Raw genomic sequence first — 25,148 nt, 5'->3', positions numbered from 1 at the left:
CCGCCGCGGCGGCTCGATCGTCAACACGACCTCTGGCGCGCATTTCGGAAGCTTCGGCCAGACGAATTATGCTGCCGCCAAGGGTGCCATCGCGTCGATGACCTACACCTGGGCGCTGGAGCTTGCCCGCTTCGGTATCCGCGTCAACGCAATCGGTCCGACGGGAACGACCCGCATGTCGGACACGTTCGCGGGCGGAGCAAGCCCCCTGCCCTATATCGATCCCACGCTGAACGGGGCGCTTGTCGCCTTCCTGTGCAGCGATCTGGCCGCGGGTGTGAGCGGTCAGATATTCGGATCTGGTGGGGAGCGCGTCTCTCACATGGTGCAGCCCCATTATGGCAAGACGTTGATCCGTGAAGGCGGATGGACGATCGACGCGCTTGCCGAGCATTTTTCGCGACAGTTCGCAGGAGAGTTCGGGCCGCTCGGCATGCTCGGAGAGCCCTATCCGTTTCACGGCGGGGTCACCGCGGAGCACGTGACTCCGTGAGCGCCGGCGCCTTTAAGGATCGGACAGCGATTGTCGGCATCGGCCAAACGCGCTTTGCGAAAAGCCTGCCCGAAACCGAACTTCAACTGGCCTGCATTGCGATACGCGCCGCGCTCGAAGATGCAGGCATCAATCCCGAAGAGGTCGATGCGCTCGGCTGCTTCACGCAGGAAACCACTCCGGAATTCGAAATCGCGCGCAATCTCGGCTTCGGGGAGCTGCACTTTTTTAGCCAGGTAGCCCATGGCGGCGGCGCGATATGCGGAGCGGTCGGGCAAGTGTGTTCGGCGATCGCGCTCGGAATCGCCAAGGTCGGGGTGGTGTGGCGCTCGCGGAAGCGAGGCGACCCGTCGAAACGGCAATGGGCCGGCGTTCAGCCGCGCATCGACGATCATTGGAAATGGTCGCGCCCGCACGGCCTGTCGCGCCCGGCCGACGAAGTGGCGATGCTAATGCGCCGCTACATGCACGAATTCGGCGCGACCCGGGAGAATCTGGCAAGCATCGCCCTGACACAGCGCGCCTATGCCAATGCCAATCCGGACGCGCTGATGCGCGAGAAAGCTCTCGATCTCGATACGTACCTGAATGCGCGCATGATCGCCGAACCGCTGTGCCTGTTCGACAATTGCCTCGAAAGCGATGGCGCGGTGGCCCTCGTCATCACGAGCGCCGAGTATGCACGCGACCTGAAACAGAAGCCGGTCCTCGTCCACGCCTTCTCGCAGGGTATGAATCGGGAGCATCAGTTGATGACCGATTATCACGGGCCTGACCCCTTCCATTCATCATCCGCCGCGACCGCGCGCAACCTCTGGAGGCAGTCCGATCTCTCTCCGCCAGATATTGACGTCGCCCAGATCTATGATGCGTTTTCTCCTCTCGTGTTGTTCAGCCTTGAAAATTACGGGTTCTGCGGGCGCGGTGAAGCCGCTGCCTTCATTGCATCCGGAGCAATCGGATATGGCGGAGAGCTTCCCGTCAACACGTCGGGCGGGAGCTTGTCGGAAGTCTATCTGCACGGCGTCAATCTTGTCACCGAGGCCGTACGGCAGTTGCGCGGTACAGCGGCGAACCAGGTCCCCGGCGCCGCGAGCTGTCTGGTGAGCAGTTGCGACAGCACGCCCAACGGCGCGCTGGTACTGAGAAACTGAACGGGAGGAAGAGATGGCCGCACTACTCGCGGGAGACAGCATCGATGTCGGCATCGTCACCACCAATGAAGAGGCGATGATCGGCTTCTACAACGGCGTTCTCGGCCTGCCGCTGGCCGGGGGAACGACGCTCCCCGACGGCGCCCGAATTCGACGCATTTCGTGCGGCCGATCGGTGCTGCGCCTTTACATACCGCCCATCCCCGTTCAGCCGAAGCCCCACGAACACTGGTCGGCGGTCGCGGGTCTTCGTTATTGGGCGATACGGATCGACAATCTATACGCTGTCGTCGATGATTGTCGGCGGGAAGGCGCGACGATCGTGCAGGACGTGGTGGAGCCGAGGCCCGGCGTATCGGCGGCTCTCATCGCCGATCCGGACGGCAATGTGATCGAGTTGATGCAAATCGGGAACGGGAAACGCGAAGCAGAATGACGCTCAGGAAAACCTTGCTGATCACGGGCGGAAGCCGCGGCATCGGCCTTGCGGCCGTGCGCCGCTTTGCCGAGGAGGGATATGCCGTCGTAAGCCTGTCGCGATCGGCAGCGGCACTCGACGGGGCGACGCACATCGCGGCGGATTTCGCCGATCCGGCTTGGACCGAAGCCGCATCCGAACCCTTATGCGCGGCACTGGCGGGAAGCGACAGCATCTGCCTTGTCCACAACAGTGCGCTTCAGATCCCCGGCAGCACCGCGGAGATTGATATCGACGGTCTGCGACGTTCGCTCGAAGTCAACGTCGTCGCCCCGGCCGCGCTCAACAGGATCGTGCTACCGCTCATGCCCCGCGGCTCCTCGATCCTCTATGTGGGCTCGACACTGAGCCAGCGTGCCACCCGCGGCATGGCCGCCTATGCGACGAGCAAGCACGCCGTGGCAGGCCTGATGCGGAGCACGGCACAGGATCTCGGCGGCACGGGCATACATACCGCGTGCATCTGCCCGGGGTTCACGGACACCGAAATGCTCCGCAGCTATGGCGGCGATGCACTAAAGCATCTCGCCTCGCTCGTGACCCAGCAGCGCCTGATCGCGCCGCGGGAAATTGCCGACCTGCTGCTTCACGCGGCCCGCAATCCCGTTGTGAACGGCTCGATGATTCAAGCCGATCTGGGCTTCATCGAGCCGTAATCGAAGCCTTTCGGACGTGCACGGAATGCTACCCGGTTCAAAAAGCGACTTTAATGTGAGCATTTTTCAGTTTTAGTGTTACCTTGTTGGCGGCCACGATCAGACCAAAATGGCCGCGCCGGGTGGCAAAAGCGTCCCTTAGAGCGCCTTCCCCCGTCGCAGACAACGGGGAGGAGCAGAGATGAGGCAGCAGATCGCAGAACTCTCACCACGCAAGGTCCCTCAGCAGCAACGCGCTCAATTCACTGTGGATTGCATTCTCGGCGCCGCTGAATCGATCATCATCAAGAGCGGCTACGATGCCGCCACGACCAACCATATCGCCGAGGTGGCTGGCGTTAGCATCGGGTCGCTCTACCAGTATTTCTCCAGCAAGGAAGCGATCGCCGCTGCGCTGGTCGAAAACGCGGTGTCGAAGGCGACTGAAGTGCTTCGTGAATGCATTCTCGCGAATATGGGAAAGCCGCTGGCGGAAGCGATCAGAACGATCATCACCGTCATCCTGTCGACAAGGCGCGAGTATAATTTCATTTTCATGCTGTTGCCGCGCCAGGTTCCGAAGCTCGGCAAGTTATCGCGCAGCGTGACCACCGAGAAGTTTCTCTACAACACGATCCGCACCTTCTATCATCATCACAAGCACGAGATTGTGGTCGAAGATCTGGAAATCGCCATGTTCGTTGCACAGCATCTCGTTGTGGGAAGCATCGACGCCTATCTCGAGGACAATTCCATCCTCATCACCGACGAGCAGCTGGTCGATCACATCGCCGATGCCGTTGTCAAATACCTTACAAAGTGAGCCGGAGGGGCGGGTGGATTTCGATTTCGACGCGGATCAGAAGGCATTCATAAGAGAGGTTCGCGAATTTCTCGAGGAGGTCCGGAAATGGCCGGATGCCGCGGACATTATGTGCCCCGAGCGGGAATCGGATTCGATCCTTGCGGATACGCCTGCCCGAAAACGGTTCAATCGGGAACTTGCGCAGCGCGGCTATCTCGGCCTGTCATGGCCCCGTGAATATGGAGGGCAGGGCCGGCCAGGCATCTACGAGTATCTCCTCAACGAAGAGCTTTCCCGTGTCGGAGCGCCCTTGATCGGGAAAGGCGTCGGCTGCGTGGGTCAGACGTTGATACGTCACGGATCGGACAAGCTCAAAAGCGAATTCCTGCCGCGCATCCTGAAAGCCGAGATCGAGTTCGCACTGGGGTATACGGAACCGCACGCGGGATCGGATCTCGCGGCGCTCCGCCTCCGCGCCGACCGCGTCGAAAATGGCTGGATGCTGAACGGACAGAAGATGTTCACGACCTCGGCGCATTTCGCGGACTGGTACTGGCTGGCTGCGCGCACTGATTTCGATGCGCCGAAACACAAGGGCATCAGCCTTTTTCTGCTGCTGATGGACCAGCCGGGCATTACGATCCATCCGATCGAGACCATGGGCGAACACGTAACGAATCAGGTGTTTCTCGATAACGTGTTCGTCGGGGACGACTACCTTGTGGGAGAACTCAACAAGGGGTGGCTCTATATCTGTGAAGCGCTCGACTACGAACGCTTCACTTTCTACACGTTCAGCCCGCTTGAAGAGAAACTGAAGTCGCTGCGCGCGTTGCTTTCTGCGAAGGCCGATGATCGGCCTGCCATCGTGGATCGGTCCCATGTGCGTCGCCGCCTCGCCCGCCTCACTTCAGAGGTGGAGCTTTCGAAAATGCTGCAGCGGCGTGTCGTTCACGCCGCATCGCAGAACCGCGTTCCGACGATAGAAGCGGCCATGTGCAAGCTTTACAGCACCAGCCTTCATCAGCGTCTCGCGGATTTCGCGCTGGACAGTCTGGGGCTTGAAGGATTGCTGCACAAGGGAGACCCCGAGGCGCCGGTGGGCGGAAAATGGGAATGGTCCTATCGCGCGACGGCGCTTGATACGATCGGTGCCGGATCGTCAGAGGTACAGCGGAATATTATCGCCCGCCGTCATCTTGATTTGCCGCTCCGGTTCTGAGCCGGACAATTACGCCCCGAGTGCGGCCCGCAACGCCCGGCGCGCGCCGGGCGCCGCAACGCGGACGATCGCACGCGCCCTCGCCTCAGCGTCTTTCCCGCGTAGATCGGCAACGCCGTACTCGGTCACCACCGCATCGACATCGTGCCCCGCTACGCTCACCGGGACATCAGGCGCAAGCCGGGGAACGATACGCGAGCGGCCGCTTCCCGTTGATGGAAGTGCGATGATCGAAAGCCCGCCGCGCGATCTGTGCGCGGCGGCCGCGAAGTCCGGCAAGCCGCCGCGCGCGCTGACATGGCGACCGTCGACCTTTTCCACATTGACCTGACCGAACAGGTCGATCTCCAATGCCGAATTGACCGCGATGAACCCATCGATCGCCGAAAGGGTCGAGAATGCGTGCGTGTAGGATATCGGTCTCAGGACAATATCCGATCGTTCGTGAAGCCAGCGTTGAAATCCATGCGACCCGACCAGCGTCGCACAGCAGGTCGGGACGCTTCGATCAACAGCCCCGGATTCGACCAGCGCACGCAGCGGATCGCTCAGCAGTCCCGAGTGGAGTCGGAGCCTGCGCCGCTTGGCGAGATGCGCGAAAACACCGGCAGGAATTCTCCCGATCCCAGTTTGCAGCGTACTGCCGTCGCCGACAAGGCCAGCGACATGGCGGGTGATCGCATCCGTGACCTGATCAGGGGTCGCCGCACCTTCCGGCCACGCCGGTGGAGCCCGGTCATCTCGAACAATATGGGTAAACGCATCCAGATCGAACGTGAAGCCGCCGGGAAGCATCGGCAGATCGGTACACATCAACGCTACGCGGCATGAGGCGGTTGCCATGGCGACGTCGTAGAACTCAGCGCAAAGGCCGGTCGAAACCCTCCCCGAACTGTCCGGCAGGCTTACGGGAACGAACACGACATCGGGCGCGAAGCGGTCAATTTCAGCCACAACCCCGGAATATGTGGCGACGATCTGCCGATAAGCTTCAGGCCCGCCGGACCCAGCCGGAAAGAAACCGGCAACATCGCGAACCGCCCGCGGCGCGGCCCTGTCGAAGCGGTTCAATCCTGCAACGAAGGACGTCAATGCCGAGAGGTGAGAAAAAGCGTCGCCCTGCACATCGGCTACCGCGTGGAGCGCGAGCGGTTCGCCGCTGGTGCCCTGCAGGAACAGTCTTTCGCACTGCCGCAGGAGATCAGGCACATCATCGAGGCCGATCAGTCTTGCCGTCACAGCCTGTTCGCTCAGCGTGGGTCGAAACGGATGGGCACCGAATTGAAGCCTTGCAGAAATTCGCCGACGATGCGGCGGCAACGACCCCGTTCGACCTCGAACGCATCGATCGCGCCGAGCATCTCTTCGAGAAGAACACGGCCCTCGAGACGTGCGAGGTGCTGCCCGAGGCAGAAATGAATCCCGGTGCCAAAGGACAGATTGCGCCGTTGGACACGATGAATATCGAACCGGTGCGGCTCCAAAAATTCCCGCTCGTCCCGGCAAGCCGCGGCGTAAAGAAACAGCACGGATTGCCCTTCGCGCATCGTCTCGCCGTGGAAGGATCGATCGCGAACCAACCTACGGCCGAGCAGGTTCGTCGGCTGGTCGAAGCGCGCAGCTTCCTCGAAGGCGGCCCCGGCCAAGCCCGGATCATCGCGCAGCGCAGCAAGCTGATCTGGGTGGCGATCGAGCTGATAGATGCAGCCCGCCACCGAAAGCGGCAACGTATCTGATCCTGTTATGACCATGGCGAATATGTTGAAGAACAGCTGATCAACGCTCATTCCCCCGTCGAACCCAGCGTTCATCCACGCGACAAGATGGCTGTGCTCGGCGGGCGGCGCGCGGCGATAATGCTCGATCAGCCCGACGATGTAATCGTGCGCCTCGGAAAAGGCCTTCGCACCGGCCTCGGTCGTCCCCCGGACACCGGGCTCGCGCCCATAGAAACGGTCTACGTATTCCCGTATCTGCAAAACTTCTTCCAGGCGCAGGCCGATGAATGCGGAGATGAGTTCAAGCGCCGTGCGGCTGGCCAGGCGGTACACGTCAAAACGGCCTTCCTCCAGCATGGGACCCATCAGGCGCCTGACGGTATCGCGGACGTAGCTTTCGATCGTCGCGATCTTGTCCTTGGTGTAAGCACGCGCGATCAGATTGCGGTATTGGGCGTGTTGCGGCGGATCCATGAACAGGAAAACGGCGGGCGGCGGATTTGCCGAGAGAAACAATGCATCTGTGGATGTACCGTGCGTTGCGGTGAAGGATGCGCGGTCCATGCTGGCCTGCCAGACATCCTCGAACCGGGACAGCGCCCAGCAATCGAGATCATCGATATAATAGGCGGGGGCCTCCGCTTGCATTCGGGCGTAGGTGGGCCACGGGTTGGACCACAACGTCTCGTTATAGGGCGAATAGTCGATTGCCATCGGCGAAATCCTCATCCCTTTGCCGAGATTTCGGTGAGCACCGCCCCGAGGGCGGTCTCATGTTCAGCTCCACTGTGCGCGAGCGCCTGAAGGCTTGCGCAGTGATCCAGAAAATCGTCGAGCCTCGCCGTCTGTCCGCTGATGAGCAGGCGCTTGGCCATACGCAATGCGCGGCGCGGCTTCGTCGCAAAGCCACGCGCCATGTCGAGCGCGCGCGCGAGGAGTTCATCGGGCGTGCAGATTTCCAGCAGCAAGCCGATCGCCAGTGCTTCATCGGCATCGACGACCCGGCCTGAGAACGTCAGTTCGGCGGCGCGCTGAACACCGACGATGCGTGGCAGGAACCAGGCGCCGCCGTCACCCGGCACAAGACCAATATTGACAAAGGATTCCGCCATACGCGCGCGCGCCGAGCCGATACGAATGTCGCACATGCAGGCCAAGTCGAGGCCAGCACCGATCGCTGGGCCGTTCACGGCGGCAACCACAGGAATCTCAAGCCGGTGCATGGCCAGCGTCATTCTCTGGATACCGCGGCGATATCCGTTCTGAATATCGAACGGCTCGCCCGCGAACATGTCGGCTTTTTCCGCCATGTCCTTGACGTTGCCGCCTGCCGAAAACGCGCGACCATCGCCCGTGAGCACCAGTGCGCCGACGCGTTCGTCCACGGACGCCCATTCGCAAACGGCGATGATGTCGTCCGCAAGACGCGTCCCCGTGAGCGCGTTTCGAACGTCGTCGCGACAGAAACGAAGCGTTGCCACGCCGTCGGCAAGAATGAGCTCGCTGTCGCGGCATGTCGGCAGGCCGGTTGTACGACTCATTTCAACGCCTCCCGCTCCGCCTCAAGCAGCCGGTCACTCCGTGTGGTCAGCCAGTGCCAAAGTGGCCGCGGCCGAGCGGCAAGCGTGAAACGTCCCATCCAGTGCGCCCAATATTGTTCGGAGCCCTGCTCGCCACGCCATTTGAGGGCCTGCAGACTGAAGCGATGCAGCGGATATTCACGGGTGAAACCGATCGCGCCATGCACCTGATGCGCGATGTCCACGGATATCACCGCGGCGCGGTTGGCACGCCACTTTGCGGCGGCGATCTCGAACCGCGCATCACCGAACGTCGCGGCCTGACAGGCGCTGGCGGATGCACAGGCGACTGCGGCGCATTCCCCGGCAAGGACGGCCAATTGCTGTTGCACGGCCTGCAGTCGGGCAAGAGGCTTTCCGAACTGGACACGGCCGATCACATGATCGTCCGAAAGCGCCAGCATGGCTTCCGTCGCACCCGCGATCTGACAGCTCCGCAACAGGGCGGCTTCGAAGAGCAAGGCTTCGGCATCAAGCATCATGGGACCGGAAGCGACGACCCCGCCGTCCCCCGCGGAGAGGAGCGTCCAGTGCCGCCTGTCCAAAACCAGTCTCTGCCGGTCTCCGGCTGAACGCGGACGCCCCTGTCGACCGCCGATACCCTCCGCGAGAACGAAACTCACCGGACCGCCCGGAAGCGCAACGCCCATCCGCGACAGCCACGACCGGGCAAGAATGGTTTCGCCGACCGGTAGCGCCAAACCATGACGGCCTGCGGCGTGGAAGACGATTCCGGCATCCTTCCAGGAGCCGCCGAAACCGCCGGTCTCCTGCCCGACCAGCAAGTCCTGCAAAGACAGCGCCTCGATCTCTGCCCAGATATTGTCCTTGGCTTCGTTCCCTGCACCGCGCGCGGCAAGATCGGCAAACAGGCTGTCTGCCATATCCCGAATGAGGGCCTGGTGACTGTTGTTCATCGCAAACCGAGCCCCCGGGCGATGATCCCGCGGAGGATTTCGCGCGTTCCGCCGCGCAGCGAAAAACACACGCTTGTGCCCAGCAGAAAGTTCAGCGTTTCATCGAGGTCGTCGTCCCAACCGCTGAAACATGGATCGTCGCATAGTGCCTGCAACTCCCGGGGCACCGCCTGTTCGAAGCGCGCACCCAGATCCTTGACAATCGACGCCTCGATCATGGGGTTCTCCCCCCGGTCGAGCCTCGCGGCAACCGAGAGGGACATCTGTCGAAGCGTCCATATCTCGGCGGCCCATCCGCCCACGAGGGCAGAGACAGCGTCGGAAGCTTCAGCGTCGATCGACGCCAGGGCCTTCTCGACGAGCACGTGACTGCTCAGATAACGTTCAGGCCCGCTGCGCTCGAACGCCAACTCGGTCGTCACCTGTTCCCAGCCGTGGCCTACCTCTCCGAGCACCATGTCATCCGGTACGAAGACATCATCGAGAAAAGTTTCGCAGAAGTGCTGTTCGCCCATCTGGTCCACGATCGGGCGAATGGCGACGCCAGGAGAGGCAAGATCCACAAGAAGCTGGCTAAGCCCCTTGTGCTGGTTTTCCGCCCCGCTATCCGTTCGAACGAGCGCGATCATGTAGTGCGAATGATCCGCGTGCGACGTCCAGATCTTCGACCCGTTGACCTTCCAGCCGCCTTCGACGCGTCGGGCACCCGTCGAAAGTGCGGAGAGATCGGATCCCGCCCCCGGTTCGCTCATGCCGATGCAGAAATACAGCTCTCCGCGCGCCATCGCGGGCAGGAAGCGGCGCTTCTGTGCGTCCGATCCGTAACGCAGCAACATTGCGCCACTTTGACGATCAGCAAACCAATGAGCCGCAACCGGCGCCCCGGCCGCGATCAATTCCTCAGCGATGCGATAGCGTACGAGATGCCCGGCCTCCTCGCCGCCGAATTCACGCGGCCATGTGATGCCGATCCAACCCCTGGCACCGAGCGTGCGGCTGAATTCCTCGTCACGCGCCGACCAGCTTCGCGCCCGGTCCGGCGTGGAGAGATGACTGACAGCGTCGTCGATAAGCGCCCTGATCTCGGTCCGGGTGGGGCCGGCTTCGGGAGCGACATCAATCGGCGTCCAGTTGGAAAGATACGTCATTCAGCTCCCCGATGGCGGCGACGCCGCCGGACCATTGGGCCAAAACTACCAGAGCCGGCTTCCGGGGCACCTCGCATTCGGCTCACGTCTCTTTGGGCGACTTCAGTCGCGCGAGCCGTGCACGTGTTTCATCGCTGCTGATCAGTTCGGAAAGTTGGTCCATTTCAGCCGCCATGATTTCCGCGGCGCATTGACGTTTTGGCGCTCGCATGAGGGCACGGCAAGCATCCACCGAGGATGCCGGCAACGCCGCCAGGCGTTCTGCTGCAGAACGCGCATCTGCTTCGACGAGATCATCTGATGTGATCGCGGAAACCAGCCCGATATCGCGGGCTTCAGAGGCGCTCATGGGCTCACCTAACAGCAGCCACCGCGCCGCGCGCGCATGTCCAGCCATGCGGGGCAGAAAATAGGAGGATGCGAATTCCGGGACGAGCCCCAGCCGCGTAAACGGGAAATGAAACCGCGCATCCGGCGTACAATATACGAGATCGAAATGCAGCAGCATCGTCGCACCGATACCGACCGCATTGCCGGAGACGGCGGCTATCAACGGCTTGGAGAATTGGGTGAGTGCCTGCATGAATCGATACCCGGGCCGCTCATGTTTCGGCAGTCTGCGCACCAGATCGAATCCGGCGGCATCATTGCCGGCACAGAACGCCGGACCTGAAGCGGTCACGAGAACGGCTCGTGTCGCGCAGTCTGCGGCGGCAGCCTGTATCGACCTGCGCAATTCACCGTACATCGCGGGGGTCAGCGCGTTGCGCGCGCCCGGCCGGTCAAGCCTGATGTGAAGAACGGGTCCGCGCCGCTCGACTGAAAGCCCTTCCACCGCCTCCAGGGTTTCAGGCGGCAATGTGGAAGCCGCCGTCAACGGAAAGGTGCTGCCCTGTGATATAGCTCGCCGCGTCGGTCAGGAAGAACCATGTCGGCGGCGCCACCTCCGCGGCATCCGAGAACCGGCCCAACGGAATCTGCCGCAGATACCGATCTCTGAACTTCTCGTTGCGGATCGTGTCGGTCATCGGTGTCTCGACGACACCGTAGCAAACGCTGTTCACCGTGATGCCGTGTCGCGCCCATTCGCGCGCGGCGCTCATCGTGAGACCAAGCACGCCGGATTTTGCAGCGCCATAGTTGATTTGCCCAATCGTTCCCCGGCGGCCTGCGTCGGAGGAAATATTCACGATCCGACCGGGATTGGGATCGCCGCGCTCGGCCTTTTCGATCAGCCGACTGCCAACCGCGCGGAGGCATAGGAATGCGCCAGTAAGGTTCACATCAATCACTTTCTGCCATGTCGCGAGCCCCATATCGTGGGCCATGGCTGCACGAACGATCCCGGCATTGTTGATCAATCCGTGCACGTCCCCGAACCGCGCAATGGTGCTCTCGACCATGGCTTCAACGTCGGCTTCCACTGCGACATCCGCGGTAACCGCCATCAGCCTCGGATGATCGAGCTGCGCAGCCGTATCATCGAGCAGCGCCTGGTTGATATCGACCATCACCACGTTAGCGCCGCAGGAAAGGCCGAATTCGACGAGCGCTCGGCCGACGCCCTGCGCGCCACCGGTAACAATGTATGTGCGATCCTGCAGTTGAAAGGGTTCGGTCATGCGCGGAACAATCCTGTGATTGAGAAACGGGTCAGCACGTGCCGAAAATCGAGACGCTGCAGACATTCTTGTTGGGATAGCCGCCGAGATTATGGGTGAGCCCGAGGCGCGCCGCATTTAGCTGCCGGTCGCCGGCAGTTCCACGGAGCTGCTGATAAATCTCGTAAGCCATGCGCAGTCCCGTGGCGCCGATGGGATGACCGAAGCACTTCAGGCCGCCGTCAATATTGCACGGGATTTCACCGGAGCTGTCGAATGTCCCGTCAAGGACCGCCCGCCAGCCCTGCCCTGGTTCCACAAGCCCGAGATCTTCCATCGTCACCAGTTCGGTGATCGAGAAGCAGTCGTGGACCTCGACAAGATCGAGCTCGCGCCGCGGATCTCGAATACCAGCCTCCCGGTATGCGCGCTCGGAGGCAAGGCGGGTGGTCAGCGCATAGCTGCCGTCCCAACTGTCGTACCCGACCTCCGAGCCGTTGCTGAGTGCCAACTGTATGGATTTGACAGTAACAAGCGGACCCGTGCGTCCCAACCTTTCGGCGATCGCCGGTGTCGTTACGATTGCACAGGCTGAACCGTCGCTGACGCCGCAACAATCGTAGAGCCCGAGAGGATAGGCGATCATCGGCGCCGCGAGAATCTTTTCCTTGCTCACACGCGCCCGTAGATGCGCCTTCGGATTTCGCGATCCGTTCTCGTGGCTTTTCCACGAGACATGGGCCATCGCCTCTTTCAGACCGTCCATATCGATGCCATGCCGTGCCACATAGGCACTCGCAAACTGCGCAAAGCTGCCGGGCGCGGTGACGCTCGGAAACCAGAGATCTTCGAAGGTACCCTTGGTGCGTTCCGGCAGACCGCCGTAGCCTGTGTCCTTGAGCTTTTCGACACCCATGGCGAGAGCGATATCGTAGGCGCCAGATGCAACCCCGTAAACCGCGCCTCGCAGTGCTTCCGTACCGCTCGCACACATGTTCTCAACCCGCGTCGCCGCGATATTCGGTAGTCGCAGCGCAGTGGTCAGCGAGAGCGCGGATTTGCCCAGGCCGTGCTCGTCGACGGACATGCCGAACCATGCGGCGTCAATCCTGTCCTGTTCGATACCTGCATCGGCCAACGCTTCCGCGAAGGATTCGATCATCAGATCCTCGGCGCTGCAGTCCCATCGTTCGCCAAAGCGGCTGCAACCCATACCGAGAATCGCGACCTTGTCTCGAATTCCCTCAGCCATGTGGCGTGTTCTCCGATTTCGATAAAGCCGTGCAGACACCGGGCGGCGTGGCTTTCCAGCAATAGCGTCTGAAGCCCCGCTTCTCGTCGATGTCCTTGATACGGAATGCCAGTTCCAACGGCGCACCTACCCGAAGCTCTCCGGGCTCGAAGTCGCTGAACTCGAGCATGGCGACACCGCCACCTTCGAAGCGGATATTTCCGTACATCAACGGGGGGCTGAACGAGAGCGCCAACCAATCTTCCGTAAAGGATTTCACGGATGCACGTTTGTCGGCGAAGCCTTCCGGTTCCTGGGTGTCTGTCGCATGACACGCGGGATTGACGCATACGCGCGTGCGCGGAAACTGGGGTGTATCGCATGCCGTGCAACGCCCCCCGATTGCCTGTGTCACCGTTTGGCGATGACGGTAAAAGGCGGATTGTGCCGTCCGGTTGTCACGCTCCGCACGCATCCCCCTATCGATCGGGAGAAGGCCGTTGAAGGACAGGAACCGGAGATAATTCCGATCGGTCAAGCCGTGTGTCAGCAGGTCGTCGGCACCGATCATCGACCGGGCCTCGATCACGCGGTCTGTCGCGCGGAAAAGTATGACCTCCCCGCCGTGCCCGTATCCGAGCAGAAGGATGAAATCGCCGGGCTCTGCGGATTGCAGGGCGTTTGTCAGCAACAGCAGCGGGTGTGCACTTCCCGTGTCACCGACCTTATCGTGGAGATCAGCGATGATGGCGGCGTCATCTATTCCGCAACGCTTTGCAATGCCGCGCGCTTCCTGTGCCGAAAAGTTTGCGAACACGCAGTGTTGAAGGTCTGCTGCAGCAACATCCGCCTTTTCGAGAAGGGCCGCGATCAGTTTCGGCACGATCTCGAATTGCCCTTGTTCGCGTGCCCAGCGCTCCTCAAGAACATAATCAAATCGCGCCTCGCGCGAACGATAATGGTCGTTGAAATCGACCGACATCGAATGCGAGTCCACATATTCGGCGATCAATTCGCCCGATCCGACAAGAATGGCCGCCGCGCCGTCTCCCAATCGCAGTTCCTGGGCGCTGCCCGGCGGAGCCTGCCGGTTGTCTGCGGCGATAACGAACCCCGTGCCGCCTGCTTCGATCGCGCTCAGCAGCGCACCGACACCCGAACGAAGAGAGCCCGATACATCGGCTGTGCGAATTTCCGGCGGCAGCGAGAGCGCTTCGCCGATAAGGGTGGCATTCTGTCGGTCGGCAAACGGCATGGTTGTCGACGCGAACCTTAGCGAGGAAACCGACCGTTTCCCTGCGTGCGGCATCAGCGCGGCGCGGCCCGCCGCAACCCCCATCGTCAGGCTATCTTCATCATGCGCGCACATGGCACGCTGGCCGCGCGCGGTCCCGACAAGCCCCGGATTGGCCCACGCATTCGCCTCGGCGATCGCCTGTCGGTCAAGCCGGCGTCGAGGGATATAGGCCCCGAACGACATGATACCGCGTTTCTGCAAAAGCTCACTCCTGATTGACCGCGATTTGATGAATAGGTCGCGCCGGACGGCAAGGGGCTATCGCCTCGCCCGCTCAGCTTGAACTCGCTTTCCCATTGCACGCGGCTCAGGGCGGCGGGCCCGAAGACGGCACCGATTGCGAGTTTGATGTGAGGCGCCGGCTTCCTAGGCTCGGATCGCCTTGTTCGACCAGAAAACCGGAGTGAGACCCGCCGATGAATGTCGCCGAAGACTCGGAACACATCGTGATGCTGCGCGACACGCTGCGGCGATTCATCGAAAAGGAAATGCCGCGCGATCAGGTCAGCCGCTGGGACAAAGAGAATATGTTTCCCCGCGACGTGCACGACAAGCTCGTCGCCCTCGGGCTCACCGGGCTGACTGTTCCTGAAGAATACGGCGGTAGTGGACGCGACATCACCGCAACGATCGTCACCATCGAGGAACTCTGTTCGCGCAGCATGGCGGTCGGCTGCGCCTATATCCAGTCCAGTTGTTATGCCGGGCTGAACCTTGTCGAGGTGGGATCCGACGAGCAGCGCCGGACACTCCTGCCGCGCGTGGCGTCGGAAGGTCTCATGTTTGCGTATGGCTTCACGGAGCCTGATGTCGGCGCCGATCTCGCCTCTGTCCGGACGAGTGCTCGCCGCGAGGGTGATGAACTGGTGATAAGAGGCAGCAAACGCTTTTGCTCCGGCGCCGCCATTTCAGACTATATCTACGCGCTCGTGCGCACCGGGCCGGCCGAGGAGAGATACCGCAACCTGTCGCTCGTTTTGATCCCTCCGGATGCACCGGGGGTTGTGCTTGAACATCAGGATACGATGGGCCTCAAAGGCGGCGGCACGTTTGATGTGAGCTTCGATGATGTCCGCGTTCCCGTGAAGAACGTCGTCGGCGGAGAGGAAGGCATTGGTCAGGGCTGGAGGAAACTCGTGGGACCGGGCCTCGATGTCGAAAAGATAGAAGTGGCGGCGATGGCGCTCGGCATCGCCAGGGGCGCCATTGGCGATGCCTGGGCCTACGCGCAGGAGCGTGTACAGTTCGGAAAGCCGATCTGCACGATCCAGTCGATCCGGCACATGCTCGCCGACGTAAAGACGCGCTTCGAAGCGTGTCGGCTCATGACCTACAGTGCCGCAGCGCTGATCGATTCCCACCGACCCGCCGCCGCGGAAACGGCAATGGCCAAACTCTTCGTTTGCGACACGGCGCGGGACATTGTGCTTACATGTCAGCAGATCTTGGGCGCATATGGCTATGTCCGCGACTTCGACATGGAGCGGTACGTGCGCGATATACTGGTAATGCCGATCCTCGGCGGCTCGTCCGCCATCCAGAGAAACAATATCGCCAACCTTCTCAAGTTGCCGCGATAATCGTTAGATGAGCGGCTTCAATGCGCTGGTGGGACTACGCATAATCGGCAGAGAAGGGGAGGAGTTCATGGTGACGCTCGACGTTGAAGAGCGCCACCACCACGATCTCGGATCTGTTCATGGCGGCGTCTTTCTCGCGCTTGCAGACGTTGCCATGGCCCGTGTCGCAATGAGTGCCCTCGAAAACGAGCCGGTGCAGACCGTGGAGCTCAAGGCGAACTTCCTGCGTCCTTTCACATCAGGAACAATCGCTGCACGGGGCAGAATTGTGTCTTTGGGGCGGCGGCTTGTCTATACGGAGGCGCGCATCAAGAGCGACGAGCGGCTGCTCGCCACGGCATCCGCCACGATGATGAGAAACGGTAATGGGGAGAAAGTGAAATGAAGACGGGCTGCCGCAACATACGAGGACTATTTATCGCTCTCTCGATGGTAGCGGGATGGACGTTTCCGGCTTCGGCGGATGCCACGGTAACACCCCCCTTCGAACTGGTCACGCTGGGAACGGTCGGCGGCCCGCTTCCGAACCCGGTGCGGGGACAGCCGGGAAATCTGCTGACCAATGGTTCGGCTTCGTTCCTGATCGACTGCGGGGATGGCGCCGCGGAGCGCATGGCTGCAGCAGGCGCGGGCTTTCCTTCACTCCGAGCGATATTCCTCACGCATCATCACTTCGATCATATCGGTGGTCTTTTCGCGGTGCTTGGCCTGCGTTTCCAGCTTGATACGCAAGGCCCTCTCACAATTTACGGTCCACGCGGCACGACGACGATCGTGAATGCGCTTCTTGCGGCCATGGGACCGAGTGCTGAGGCGCGCTACGGCGTACCGGGCGAACGTTTCATTTCCCCCGCGCAGAATATCGATGTCGTGGAGCTAACGGACGGTTCGGTCGTAAAACTGAACGGTGCCACGATAACGGTGGCGCTCAACAGTCACTACAGCTTCGATCCGGGCAGCGCTGATCATCAGAAGCATCAATCGCTGTCGTACAGATTTGATCTACCCGCCAGGTCAATCGTCTTCACCGGCGACACAGGTCCATCCTCCGCGGTTGAAAAACTCGCATATGGCGCAGACGTGCTCGTCGCGGAAATGATCGATCTGCCGAACACGCTGAAAAAGCTGGAAGCGTTCGCGCGCAACCTGCCTCCGCATATCAAAGTCCACATGGCTGAACACTTCGAGAAGCAGCACCTGGTTCCTGCCGAAGTCGGCAAAATGGCAAGCCGTGCACGGGTCGGCGCGGTGATCGTGACGCATTTAGCAGGTACGCGCGACGAGGACGTTCTCGACTATTTATCTGATATAGCTAGGAATTACTCTGGCCCCACCATTGTTTCCAGCGACATGCAAAGGCATTGAGGCACGTGCGATATGCGCGATGACTAAGCATTCGAACGGAAGACAGTGGGCATGAAAAATGCACACCTTGGGAATCGCATTGATCACGTCCATCCTGACGGTTCGCCATGCGCGGTACGAATTTTCATCTAATTGAAGTATTCAGAGAAATTGCGTTTATTGGATTCCGGCCGTGCAACGATAGCGAGTGTTCCCAATCGGGGCGGAAAGGTACTACCGTCTCAAATCTCCAGGACGCGAACAGAGATCACTTCGATGGCATCGCTCGTGTTTGCGAAGTCTAGTATATCTCCAGGCTCGGCGCCCATCAGCGCGCGGCTGAGCGGGGCGGAGAAGGAGAGGAACCCGGCGGCCGGGTCCGCCTCATCGTGTCCGACGACGGTGACGGTACGCTCGGTGCCGTTCAGCCGGAAGGTGACGGTGGAGCCAAAGGCCACGCGGGCGCTGTCCGCATCTTCCATCAGTTGCATGGTGGCCTGCCGATTGCGCCAGTAACGTAGGTCGCGCCGCGTCGCCTTGATCGCGTCTTCGTCGCTGAGGCCCTGCAGCACGGCTTCCAGCTCCGCGACCCGCGCGCGTATCTGTGCCTGACCGCGCAAGGTCACAAGGTTCGGTCCCGGCGGGATCGGCAGCTCGAACTTCGGTTCGAGATGTTCGTCATCGCTTTCGCGGCGAAAGGCGACACTCATGCTCCGCTCTCCTCTGGCGCGATCCAGTCCGCGATGTCGGGTGCCCCGCCGATGAGTGCAAGCCCATGCGCGATCGAGGTGAGTTCCTCGCCGCCGGCAAGACGACTTTCCCCGAAGCGCTCGGCGAACAACCGGCGCACCGCCGGGATCAGCGAGGAACCGCCGGTCAGAAAGACGTGGTCGATATCGGCAGGGGTGAGGTGCGCGGTGGCAAGCGCACTGTCCACCGTTTCGGCGATGCGCGCGAGGTCGGGTGCGATCCAGCGTTCGAAGTCGGCGCGCGCAACCTCGGTGTTGATCGTCAGGTCGGCGCTTTCAAAACTGAAAACCGCATGGTCCTGGGCCGACAGCGCCCGTTTCAGCTTGCCGACCGCCTCGTAAAGCCCGTGGCCGAGCTCGTGTTCGACCACCGCGATCATGCGGCCGATTGCGGCCGGATCGAGCGCCGCGCGCCTAAGCCGCGCCAGTTCGTCGAGCGTTCTGCGGTTCCGCATGAGCGCGAGCCGCGACCAGTCCCCGAAATCCGTGAAATGGCCCGCGGGAATCTCCAGCACCTTGTCGAAGGAGCGATACCGGCCGCCCTTTCCGAGCAGCGGCAGGACCAGATGGTCCATGATCCGGTAGTCGAAGCGGTCACCGGCAATACCGATCCCCGCCGCCCCCAGCGGCACGCACCGCTGCGCCGCATCGGGCGCGACGCGGACGATCGAGAAGTCGCTGGTGCCGCCGCCGAAGTCCGCCACCAGCAGCGTGGCGGGCGCGTTCAGCCGGGAGGCGAAGCTGTAGGCCGCGGCAAGCGGCTCGTAAACGTAGTGGACCGGGCGGCCGAGGGCTTCGAACATCGCGTCGTAGCGCGTTCGCGCGAGCGCCGGATCGGGCCGCGCGCCGACATAGCGCACCGGGCGGCCAACGACGATGCGCTCCGGCAGGTCGGCAAGCGGATCGCCGCCGTGGGCACGCAGGTGAGACAGGAAAATCTGCCCCAACTGTTCGAAACGCATCCGCGCCTCGAACACGCTCGCCTGTTCGAAATTGGGGTTGGCGGCGACCGACTTGAACGATTGCAGGAAGCGCGAGCCTTGCGGGAACTCGAGGAACTCGGCAATGGCCCATGGCCCGGCTTCATGCGCGAGCCCGCCGCGCGCATCCTCGTCCTGCCAGAAGCACAGTGCGGAGCGGAACACGCTCGATAACCCATCGGGCGCCGCGAAGCGGACAAGATCAGCCGCTCCCTCGCCATTGGCGCGCGCGACCACCGAATTGGTGGTGCCGAAGTCGATGCCGATGGCACTGGCTTTGGCGGCGGGCACTGCATTTCCTTTCCAGCGAGCGGCCGGCGGCTATGGCAGGACCACGCGCACAGGACAACCATGCCTTGGGGGGCGTCGATCAAAAGGCGCATGAAGCGAAGGAGGGTTCTCGGACGCCACTGACCCCATTACGACCGCTCAGACGGATGCCTCGCGTTCTGCGTTGGAGGTGCGTAACACGAATAAAGCGCCGTCGGGCTCCAACCAAAGAGTGCAAAAAGATACCGGTTTGGGGAATCACATTGAACGCGAAGCATCTGACGGTACATTTGTCGGTACAAAGCGCCAACGGTACATGAATAACAAACGGAAAAATAAGCGAAAATTTTCCCTTTTTGATTCCGTCCCCGCACCACTTTTCTCACGGGCGATTATCCCTCGCGCTTCAGAAAGCCGCGTGTGAACAGGCGGATCATGAAGGCGTTGCGCCTTGCAATCATCGGCTTTGCGTACATGGATTGGCCAAGCGCGTGCGCCGCGAAGGGTTCGATGACGGCGGGGCCGATGAAGTCGAACACCATGTAGATCGCGGCCCATTCGCGGTCGACGTCCGGCTGCAGGAAGCCGAGCCTTGCATTGTTGTCGATGAACTGGCGCATCACCGCCAGCATCTCGTCGAACAGCGCCTGGCTGCCCGGGGTGCGCTCCATCAGCGACATGCGCGCGTACATGAGCGCGTCGTGGTCGCGCGGGATCCAGTCGAGCGCGTCCTCGACCGCCCGTTCGAGCGCTTCGACGGAGGAATGCTCCAGAACGGCAGCGTAAAGCGCGCGAATCTCCTCGAGCACATGGGCGTCGATCGCCTCCCTCAGGCCGTCCTTCGATCCGAAATGGGTACGGACCAATCCAAGCGAGACACCCGCCGCCGCCGCGATCTCGCGCAGGCCGACGGCGGCGAAGCCGCGCTCGGCGAACAGCTTCATGCCGGCCTTCAGAAGCTGGCGGCGGCCCTGCGCCTCGACCTGACTCACAATCGCGTTCCTTCAAAACGGGACTATACAGACGTATATCGTCGCTATATACGATTGTATACGCGAATGAGAAATTAGACACGATCCATGTCGGGATTTCCAGCGTACAGCAGGGAGGGGCTGGTGATTTCGAACGCCCACGACGACGCGATGATCGACCGCGCGACCGGCGCCTTTATCGAGGCGCTTGATGATTGCCGCACCGACGGGCTGCTCTGATGGAGAGCACCGATCCGTTGGCCTGGGATCTGCTGGACGCGCGGGCGAGAACGCACGCCGACAAGGATTTTCTGCGCTTCCACAGCGGACGCGCCAGCTACGCGGCATTTCGCGCGCTTGTCGAAGCGACGGCCGGTCGGCTGCACGCCGCCGGTGTCTGCCCCGGCGACATCGTGCCGACCTTCTTTCCGAACGGCATCACCGCCGCCGCGATATGGTTCGCGCTCATGCGGCTGGGTGCGGTGTGGGCGCCGATCAACACCGAATTCCGCGGCGCGCAGCTCGTCGCCGCGCTGAACGCCACGCGCGCGCGGCTGATCCTCATCGATCCGGCTTATGTCGATCTGATCACGGGCGTTCTCCCCGAGGTTCCCGTTGTCCGGGATGTGGTCGTTTCAGGCGCTTCGACACACGATGTCGGCGCCGTGCGCTTTCGCACGCTTGAAGACATCGCGCCGGCGCCTGCGCCCCGCGCCGATGTGGCGCGCACGGCGATCGCCATGATCCAGTTCACGTCGGGCTCGACGGGCGTGTCGAAGCCCGTGCAGCTCAGTCACGGCTATCTCGTCGGACAGGCGCGGCTCACCGCGCGCTACTTCGATCTGAAGGAGAGCGACGTCGTTTACTGCCCGTTCCCGCTCTATCATTGGGACGCGACCATCGGCACGGTGATGGGATCGCTTGTCACGGGTGCGACGGCCGCGCTCGGCGAACGTTTCAGTGTCTCGCGTTTCTGGGATGATATCCGCGCGTTCGACGCCACCATGTTCGATTTCATGGGCTCGACGCTCACCTTCCTCTACCAGCGCGCGCCGGACCCGCGCGACCGCGACCATCGCGTGCGCCTTGCGTGGGGGCTCCCGATGCCCGAATTTCGCGCGGATTTCGAAGCCCGCTTCGGCTTCCCGCTCTACGAGGGCTATGGCAGCACCGAAGGCGGCGTTTGCGTCTTCCAGACCATCGGCGAAACCTATCCCAAGGGCAGCTGCGGGCGCGTGGCGCCGGAGTTCGAATTGCGATTGCTGGATGATGCCGGGAATCCGGTCACGACTGGCGAAGTCGGGGAGATCGTCACACGGCCGCACGATCCGACGCTGATGTTCAGCGGCTATCTCGGTATGCCGGAAGTGAACGCGGAACTGATCCGTGATGGCTGGTACTACACCGGCGATCTCGGGAAACTCGATGCGGCGGGTAATCTCTATTTCGCGGGCCGGAAGAAGGACATCATCCGCCGCCGCGGCGAAAACATGTCGGCGCTCGAAATCGAGCGCGGCATCGAAACGCATCCTGCCGTGTTCGAAGCGGCGGCGTTCGGCGTGCCGAGCCCCGCAACCGAGGAGGATGTCGCCGTCGCGGTCGTGCTTCGCCCCGGCGCGGCGCTCGCGGACGGCGAACTGCGCGCCTACTGCGAAGGCCGCATGGCGCGCTACATGGTGCCGGAGCATGTGCTGTTCATGGATGCACTGCCGAAAACGCCGACCGAAAAGATCGACAAGCCCGCGCTGAAACGCCTGTTCGCGGAAACGCGCGGATGAGCGCGCCCCGCCTTCGCCGAACGCTCACGCCCATGCAGCTGGCGGCGATCGGCATGGGCACGACGATCGGCGTCGGCTGGATCGTCGTCACCGGCGGCTGGATCGCGCGCGCGGGGCCGCTCGGCGCAGCGCTCGCGTTCCTCATCGGCGGCGCGGTGATGGGCCTCGTCGCGCTCTGCTATGCCGAAGCCGCCGTGCGCGCGCCGGAAGCGAACGGAGAGTACGGCTACGTTTCGATGGCGTTCGGGCGCGGCTGGGGGTTCGTCGTCGGCTGGGCTGCACTTCTCGGCTATGTCGGCATCTGCGGCTTCGAAGGGCTAGCGCTGGCGTGGCTGCTTGGGGTGCTCATGCCGGATTTCACCGGGCCGACGCTCTACACGGCGGTCGGCGTGCCGGTGCGCCTGCTCGATCTTGCCGTCATCATCGGGGGCGCGCTGTTCTTCACCGCGATCAACCAATTCGGCGCGCGCGAATCGGCGCGCGTGCAGGTGGCGGTCACGGTCGGCAAGGTGCTGCTCAGCTTCGGCTTCGTCGCGATCGGTTTCGCGGGCGGCGCGCCTGCCAATCTTCAGCCCGCGTTCCTGCCCGCGGAGACGCCGTGGCACGGTGTGCTTGCCGTGCTCGTCATGGTCCCCGCGTGGTTCTGCGGCTTCAACGCGCTGCCGCAGGCGCTCGGCGAGGCGCGCGAGCGCCCGGGGGCACGCGCGCTCGCTGGGTTGCTCGGCATGGTGATCCTGCTGACGACGCTCTTCTACGTCTCAGTCATCACCGCGACCGCCTTTGCCGCACCGCGCGGCGTGCTCGATGGCGCGGAGCTTCCGGTGGTGGCGGCGATGGAGGCGGTGGCAGGCCCGTGGGGCGGGCGTATCGTGCTCGTCGCGGGTGTCGTCGCGTTGCTCAGCGCTTGGAACGCGGCGATGTTCGCGGCCTCGCGGCTGCTCTATGCGCTCGCGCGGGACGGCGCGCTGCCCTCGGCGCTTGCGCGCGTGCATCCGAAGAACGGCACGCCGTCGATTGCCGTCGAGTTCGTCGGCGTGATCGCGCTCCTTGGCGGCCTCATGGGCCGCGCGTTTATCGAGCCGCTGGTGCAGATCGGCGCGATGGGATTCGCGGTCGCCTTCATCGGCGCCTGCCTGTCGAGCCTTGCGCTTCGGCGCGGCGCGGGCGGCAGCCGCTTTCCGGTGTTCGCGGCATGGGTGGGGGCGCTCGCGCTCGGCGGTGTCGCCAGCTATTCGGCGTGGACGATCCTTGCGAATGTGGGCGAACGCCTGCCCGAAGCCGCCGCGCTCGCGCTCTGGGCAGGTCTCGGCGCGGCGATGTGGGCATTCGCCCGCGCGCGGAAGGAAAGGGGATTCTGATGGCACGTCGCCTCGCCGCACTCATCGCTTTGTGCCTGCTCGGCGCTTGTGCCGCGTCGGCGCCGACACCCCGCCCTGCGGGCTGGAGCGATCAGTCTTATTATCTCCCCATGCGCGACGGCGTGCGCGTCGCGCTCAGCCTGCATTTTCCCGGCGGCAAGCCGCCCACCACCAAGGCGACGACGATCCTCATTCAGACGCGCTATGGCCGCGCCGTCGAAGCGCGCAGGGGCGGTTCGCCGACGGATATCGAGATGTTCCTTGCGCGCGGCTACGTCGTCGCCGTCGTCGACACGCGCGGCTCGACGGCGTCGTTCGGTCCGCGCGACGTCGAGATGGGGCCGGATGAGCGCGCCGACATGGACGAGATCATCGCGCATCTCGCCGCGCGCAATTGGTCCGACGGGAAGGTGATCGGCTACGGCATTTCCTACATGGCGGACACCGCCGATTTCGCCGCGAGCCGCCCCGCGCCCGCGCTCATCGCTTCGGTCCCGCGCCAGATGGATTTCGATGCCTATCTGCAGGGTTTCCTGCCCGGCGGCGTGCAGAACAATTTCCTGCTCTACACGTGGGGCAATTACACGCTGAAGGTCGATCTCGGCCGCTCGCCCCGAAACGACGCGCTCGATTGCCGCCTGCGGGTGGAGGATTGCCCGGGGCTCTTCCCCGATATCCAGCCGGTCGATGGCGACAGGGATTTCACGCTGCTGCGGCAGGCGCTCGATGGCCGCCGGCACTGGACGCCCGAAGACTACGTGAACGCCCCCTTCCGCGACGACAAGGGCGGCAACGGCCATTCGATGCTCGACTTCTCGCCCGCAAGCGAGCTTGCCGGGCTCATCCGCGAAAACAAGCCGGTGATGATCTGGGGCTCGTGGATGGATGCGACCACGGCGCAGGCGGCGCTCACACGCTTCCATTCGACGCCCGACGCGCCCGTCGAGATCGTCATCACCGCCAACAACCACGGCCACGACCGCAGCGCCGATCCCTTCTTCCCCGATCGCGTCGCCCCGGTGCCCACCCGCGACGCCCAGTTCGCCGCCGTCTTCGATTTCATGGACCGCGTCCGCGCGCGCAAGCCCGTCACGCGCAACATCCGTTACTACGTGCTCGGCGCCGATACCTTCCGCGACACCAGGGTCTGGCCGCCCCTCGGCGTCTCAGAAACACGCTTCTACTTCGCGAAAGGAACGCTCCAGCCCCGCCCCCCCGCGAACAAGGCCGCCGTCGACTACATCGTCAACTTCACCGCCGGCACCGGCAAGAACACGCGCTGGTCCACCCAGTTCGGCGCCCCGCCCCTCTACCCCGATCGCCGCGAAGCGGATGCGAAGCTCCTCGTCTTCGACAGCGCGCCGTTCGAGGCAGACACGGAGCTGGCAGGCACGCCGGTCATCGAACTCTTCGCCGCCGCCCAGTCGAATGATCCGGTCTTCTTCGTCTATCTGGAGGACGTCGCACCCGATGGCCGCGTGACGTACATCACCGAAGGCCAGCTCCGCGCCATCCACCGCGCGTCCGCCGATCCCGCCACCCTGCCCTACGATCAGGGCCCGGCCCCCCACAGCTTCCGTCGCGCCGACGCGCTCCCTGTCGTACCTGGTGAGACGATGCGCATCGAATTCGCGCTCAACCCCACCGCGGCGCTCATCCGCAGTGGGCACCGCCTGCGGGTTGCCATCGCAGGCGCCGACGCGGACGTCTTCCGCCGTTATCCCGAGCAAGGGCCGGAGCGGTTCCGCGTGTCGCTCGGCGCCGATGCCGCGAGCGCAATCACTGTACCGCTGCGCCCCTGGCGCTAAAGGCATTTGTCGTTGTGCCGGCAATGCGGCA

At 62.9% G+C, this 25,148-nt stretch carries 24 protein-coding genes; 12 read left to right on the top strand and 12 right to left on the bottom strand.

The genetic code is table 11. The features are described 5' to 3' along the window. From H2052_RS13045 to H2052_RS13020, 6 genes are all read left to right on the top strand, one after another. A partial coding sequence (locus tag H2052_RS13045) for an SDR family oxidoreductase (RefSeq protein WP_293782359.1) occupies positions 1-493 on the top strand: 493 nt, incomplete at its 5' end. Further along, a complete protein-coding gene (locus H2052_RS13040; RefSeq protein WP_293782365.1) occupies positions 490-1,647 on the top strand; it encodes a lipid-transfer protein in 1,158 nt (385 codons plus the stop codon). The genes H2052_RS13045 and H2052_RS13040, both read left to right, overlap by 4 nt. A 13-nt stretch (positions 1,648-1,660) precedes the next feature. Then, entirely contained in the window at positions 1,661-2,083 is a 423-nt protein-coding gene (locus tag H2052_RS13035; protein WP_293782357.1) for a VOC family protein, read from the top strand. Beyond that, entirely contained in the window at positions 2,080-2,781 is a 702-nt protein-coding gene (locus tag H2052_RS13030) for an SDR family oxidoreductase (RefSeq protein ID WP_293782355.1), read from the top strand. The genes H2052_RS13035 and H2052_RS13030 overlap by 4 nt, the downstream gene beginning before the upstream one ends. A 181-nt stretch (positions 2,782-2,962) precedes the next feature. Continuing rightward, positions 2,963-3,583, top strand: coding sequence for a TetR/AcrR family transcriptional regulator (locus tag H2052_RS13025; protein ID WP_293782353.1), 621 nt, complete (start codon positions 2,963-2,965; stop codon positions 3,581-3,583). Beyond that, complete coding sequence (locus H2052_RS13020; RefSeq protein ID WP_293782363.1) at positions 3,555-4,787, top strand: acyl-CoA dehydrogenase family protein; 1,233 nt, start codon at positions 3,555-3,557, stop codon at positions 4,785-4,787. The genes H2052_RS13025 and H2052_RS13020 overlap by 29 nt, the downstream gene beginning before the upstream one ends. A 9-nt stretch (positions 4,788-4,796) precedes the next feature. On the opposite strand, the gene H2052_RS13015 is transcribed toward H2052_RS13020, so the two are convergent. From H2052_RS13015 to H2052_RS12975, 9 genes are all read right to left on the bottom strand, one after another. Then, on the bottom strand, positions 4,797-6,026 hold the full coding sequence (locus H2052_RS13015; RefSeq protein ID WP_293782351.1) for an acetyl-CoA hydrolase/transferase C-terminal domain-containing protein: 1,230 nt from the start codon (positions 6,024-6,026) through the stop codon (positions 4,797-4,799). A gap of 11 nt (positions 6,027-6,037) precedes the next feature. Further along, the gene (locus tag H2052_RS13010; RefSeq protein WP_293782349.1) at positions 6,038-7,219 is read right to left on the bottom strand and encodes a cytochrome P450; all 1,182 of its coding nucleotides are present in this window, start codon (positions 7,217-7,219) and stop codon (positions 6,038-6,040) included. A gap of 11 nt (positions 7,220-7,230) precedes the next feature. Continuing rightward, complete coding sequence (locus H2052_RS13005) at positions 7,231-8,046, bottom strand: enoyl-CoA hydratase-related protein (RefSeq protein ID WP_293782347.1); 816 nt, start codon at positions 8,044-8,046, stop codon at positions 7,231-7,233. Next, positions 8,043-9,002 (bottom strand): acyl-CoA dehydrogenase family protein, encoded by a 960-nt coding sequence (locus tag H2052_RS13000; RefSeq protein ID WP_293782345.1) that lies wholly within the window; start codon positions 9,000-9,002, stop codon positions 8,043-8,045. Before H2052_RS13000 ends, H2052_RS13005 begins: the two co-directional genes overlap by 4 nt. After that, a complete protein-coding gene (locus H2052_RS12995; protein ID WP_293782343.1) occupies positions 8,999-10,150 on the bottom strand; it encodes an acyl-CoA dehydrogenase family protein in 1,152 nt (383 codons plus the stop codon). Before H2052_RS12995 ends, H2052_RS13000 begins: the two co-directional genes overlap by 4 nt. A gap of 82 nt (positions 10,151-10,232) precedes the next feature. Beyond that, on the bottom strand, positions 10,233-11,027 hold the full coding sequence (locus H2052_RS12990) for an enoyl-CoA hydratase-related protein (RefSeq protein ID WP_293782341.1): 795 nt from the start codon (positions 11,025-11,027) through the stop codon (positions 10,233-10,235). Further along, on the bottom strand, positions 10,999-11,772 hold the full coding sequence (locus tag H2052_RS12985; RefSeq protein ID WP_293782339.1) for an SDR family NAD(P)-dependent oxidoreductase: 774 nt from the start codon (positions 11,770-11,772) through the stop codon (positions 10,999-11,001). The genes H2052_RS12990 and H2052_RS12985 overlap by 29 nt, the downstream gene beginning before the upstream one ends. A 31-nt stretch (positions 11,773-11,803) precedes the next feature. Next, positions 11,804-13,003 (bottom strand): acetyl-CoA acetyltransferase, encoded by a 1,200-nt coding sequence (locus tag H2052_RS12980; RefSeq protein ID WP_293782337.1) that lies wholly within the window; start codon positions 13,001-13,003, stop codon positions 11,804-11,806. After that, a complete protein-coding gene (locus tag H2052_RS12975) occupies positions 12,996-14,462 on the bottom strand; it encodes a 3-oxoacyl-[acyl-carrier-protein] synthase III C-terminal domain-containing protein (RefSeq protein ID WP_293782335.1) in 1,467 nt (488 codons plus the stop codon). Before H2052_RS12975 ends, H2052_RS12980 begins: the two co-directional genes overlap by 8 nt. Positions 14,463-14,695: 233 nt before the next feature. On the opposite strand from H2052_RS12975, the gene H2052_RS12970 reads away from it, so the two are divergent. Genes H2052_RS12970 through H2052_RS12960 form a run of 3 tightly spaced genes read left to right on the top strand, consistent with a single transcriptional unit; the run spans position 14,696 to position 17,224 of the window. Further along, a complete protein-coding gene (locus H2052_RS12970; RefSeq protein WP_293782333.1) occupies positions 14,696-15,859 on the top strand; it encodes an acyl-CoA dehydrogenase family protein in 1,164 nt (387 codons plus the stop codon). 7 nt (positions 15,860-15,866) lie between these two features. After that, entirely contained in the window at positions 15,867-16,244 is a 378-nt protein-coding gene (locus H2052_RS12965) for a PaaI family thioesterase (RefSeq protein ID WP_293782331.1), read from the top strand. Beyond that, positions 16,241-17,224 carry an MBL fold metallo-hydrolase gene (locus H2052_RS12960; RefSeq protein WP_293782329.1) on the top strand — a complete coding sequence of 328 codons (984 nt, stop codon included), beginning with the start codon at positions 16,241-16,243 and terminating at the stop codon, positions 17,222-17,224. The genes H2052_RS12965 and H2052_RS12960 overlap by 4 nt, the downstream gene beginning before the upstream one ends. 221 nt (positions 17,225-17,445) lie before the next feature. On the opposite strand, the gene H2052_RS12955 is transcribed toward H2052_RS12960, so the two are convergent. The 3 genes from H2052_RS12955 to H2052_RS12945 form a co-directional block, all read right to left on the bottom strand. Beyond that, positions 17,446-17,913 (bottom strand): GreA/GreB family elongation factor, encoded by a 468-nt coding sequence (locus tag H2052_RS12955; RefSeq protein ID WP_293782327.1) that lies wholly within the window; start codon positions 17,911-17,913, stop codon positions 17,446-17,448. Beyond that, positions 17,910-19,223, bottom strand: a complete 1,314-nt coding sequence (locus H2052_RS12950; RefSeq protein ID WP_293782325.1) for an Hsp70 family protein — start codon at positions 19,221-19,223, stop codon at positions 17,910-17,912. Before H2052_RS12950 ends, H2052_RS12955 begins: the two co-directional genes overlap by 4 nt. A gap of 371 nt (positions 19,224-19,594) precedes the next feature. Further along, positions 19,595-20,194 carry a TetR/AcrR family transcriptional regulator gene (locus tag H2052_RS12945; RefSeq protein ID WP_293782323.1) on the bottom strand — a complete coding sequence of 200 codons (600 nt, stop codon included), beginning with the start codon at positions 20,192-20,194 and terminating at the stop codon, positions 19,595-19,597. Between the two features lie 218 nt (positions 20,195-20,412). On the opposite strand from H2052_RS12945, the gene H2052_RS12940 reads away from it, so the two are divergent. Genes H2052_RS12940 through H2052_RS12930 form a run of 3 tightly spaced genes read left to right on the top strand, consistent with a single transcriptional unit; the run spans position 20,413 to position 25,117 of the window. Beyond that, entirely contained in the window at positions 20,413-21,951 is a 1,539-nt protein-coding gene (locus H2052_RS12940; protein WP_293782321.1) for an AMP-binding protein, read from the top strand. After that, the gene (locus tag H2052_RS12935) at positions 21,948-23,309 is read left to right on the top strand and encodes an amino acid permease (protein WP_293782319.1); all 1,362 of its coding nucleotides are present in this window, start codon (positions 21,948-21,950) and stop codon (positions 23,307-23,309) included. The genes H2052_RS12940 and H2052_RS12935 overlap by 4 nt, the downstream gene beginning before the upstream one ends. After that, a complete protein-coding gene (locus tag H2052_RS12930; RefSeq protein WP_293782317.1) occupies positions 23,309-25,117 on the top strand; it encodes a CocE/NonD family hydrolase in 1,809 nt (602 codons plus the stop codon). Before H2052_RS12935 ends, H2052_RS12930 begins: the two co-directional genes overlap by 1 nt. Positions 25,118-25,148: the final 31 nt, after the last annotated feature.

Source organism: Sphingosinicella sp. (genome assembly GCF_013911755.1).
Classification (GTDB): Bacteria; Pseudomonadota; Alphaproteobacteria; order Sphingomonadales; family Sphingomonadaceae; genus Sphingosinicella.
This window is presented reverse-complemented; position numbering and strand designations above follow the sequence as displayed.

Bases quoted from the DNA above. Each gene is read 5' to 3' on its own strand.
- H2052_RS13010 (WP_293782349.1), bottom strand. From the start codon at position 7,219: ATGGCAATCGACTATTCGCCCTATAACGAGACGTTGTGGTCCAACCCG.
- H2052_RS12970 (WP_293782333.1), top strand. From the start codon at position 14,696: ATGAATGTCGCCGAAGACTCGGAACACATCGTGATGCTGCGCGACACG.
- H2052_RS12960 (WP_293782329.1), top strand. From the start codon at position 16,241: ATGAAGACGGGCTGCCGCAACATACGAGGACTATTTATCGCTCTCTCG.
- H2052_RS12965 (WP_293782331.1), top strand. From the start codon at position 15,867: ATGAGCGGCTTCAATGCGCTGGTGGGACTACGCATAATCGGCAGAGAA.
- H2052_RS12935 (WP_293782319.1), top strand. From the start codon at position 21,948: ATGAGCGCGCCCCGCCTTCGCCGAACGCTCACGCCCATGCAGCTGGCG.
- H2052_RS13000 (WP_293782345.1), bottom strand. From the start codon at position 9,002: ATGAACAACAGTCACCAGGCCCTCATTCGGGATATGGCAGACAGCCTG.
- H2052_RS12985 (WP_293782339.1), bottom strand. From the start codon at position 11,772: ATGACCGAACCCTTTCAACTGCAGGATCGCACATACATTGTTACCGGT.
- H2052_RS12975 (WP_293782335.1), bottom strand. From the start codon at position 14,462: ATGTCGTTCGGGGCCTATATCCCTCGACGCCGGCTTGACCGACAGGCG.
- H2052_RS13020 (WP_293782363.1), top strand. From the start codon at position 3,555: ATGCCGTTGTCAAATACCTTACAAAGTGAGCCGGAGGGGCGGGTGGAT.
- H2052_RS13005 (WP_293782347.1), bottom strand. From the start codon at position 8,046: ATGAGTCGTACAACCGGCCTGCCGACATGCCGCGACAGCGAGCTCATT.
- H2052_RS13035 (WP_293782357.1), top strand. From the start codon at position 1,661: ATGGCCGCACTACTCGCGGGAGACAGCATCGATGTCGGCATCGTCACC.
- H2052_RS13025 (WP_293782353.1), top strand. From the start codon at position 2,963: ATGAGGCAGCAGATCGCAGAACTCTCACCACGCAAGGTCCCTCAGCAG.
- H2052_RS12940 (WP_293782321.1), top strand. From the start codon at position 20,413: ATGGAGAGCACCGATCCGTTGGCCTGGGATCTGCTGGACGCGCGGGCG.
- H2052_RS12980 (WP_293782337.1), bottom strand. From the start codon at position 13,003: ATGGCTGAGGGAATTCGAGACAAGGTCGCGATTCTCGGTATGGGTTGC.
- H2052_RS12995 (WP_293782343.1), bottom strand. From the start codon at position 10,150: ATGACGTATCTTTCCAACTGGACGCCGATTGATGTCGCTCCCGAAGCC.
- H2052_RS12955 (WP_293782327.1), bottom strand. From the start codon at position 17,913: ATGAGTGTCGCCTTTCGCCGCGAAAGCGATGACGAACATCTCGAACCG.
- H2052_RS13030 (WP_293782355.1), top strand. From the start codon at position 2,080: ATGACGCTCAGGAAAACCTTGCTGATCACGGGCGGAAGCCGCGGCATC.
- H2052_RS12930 (WP_293782317.1), top strand. From the start codon at position 23,309: ATGGCACGTCGCCTCGCCGCACTCATCGCTTTGTGCCTGCTCGGCGCT.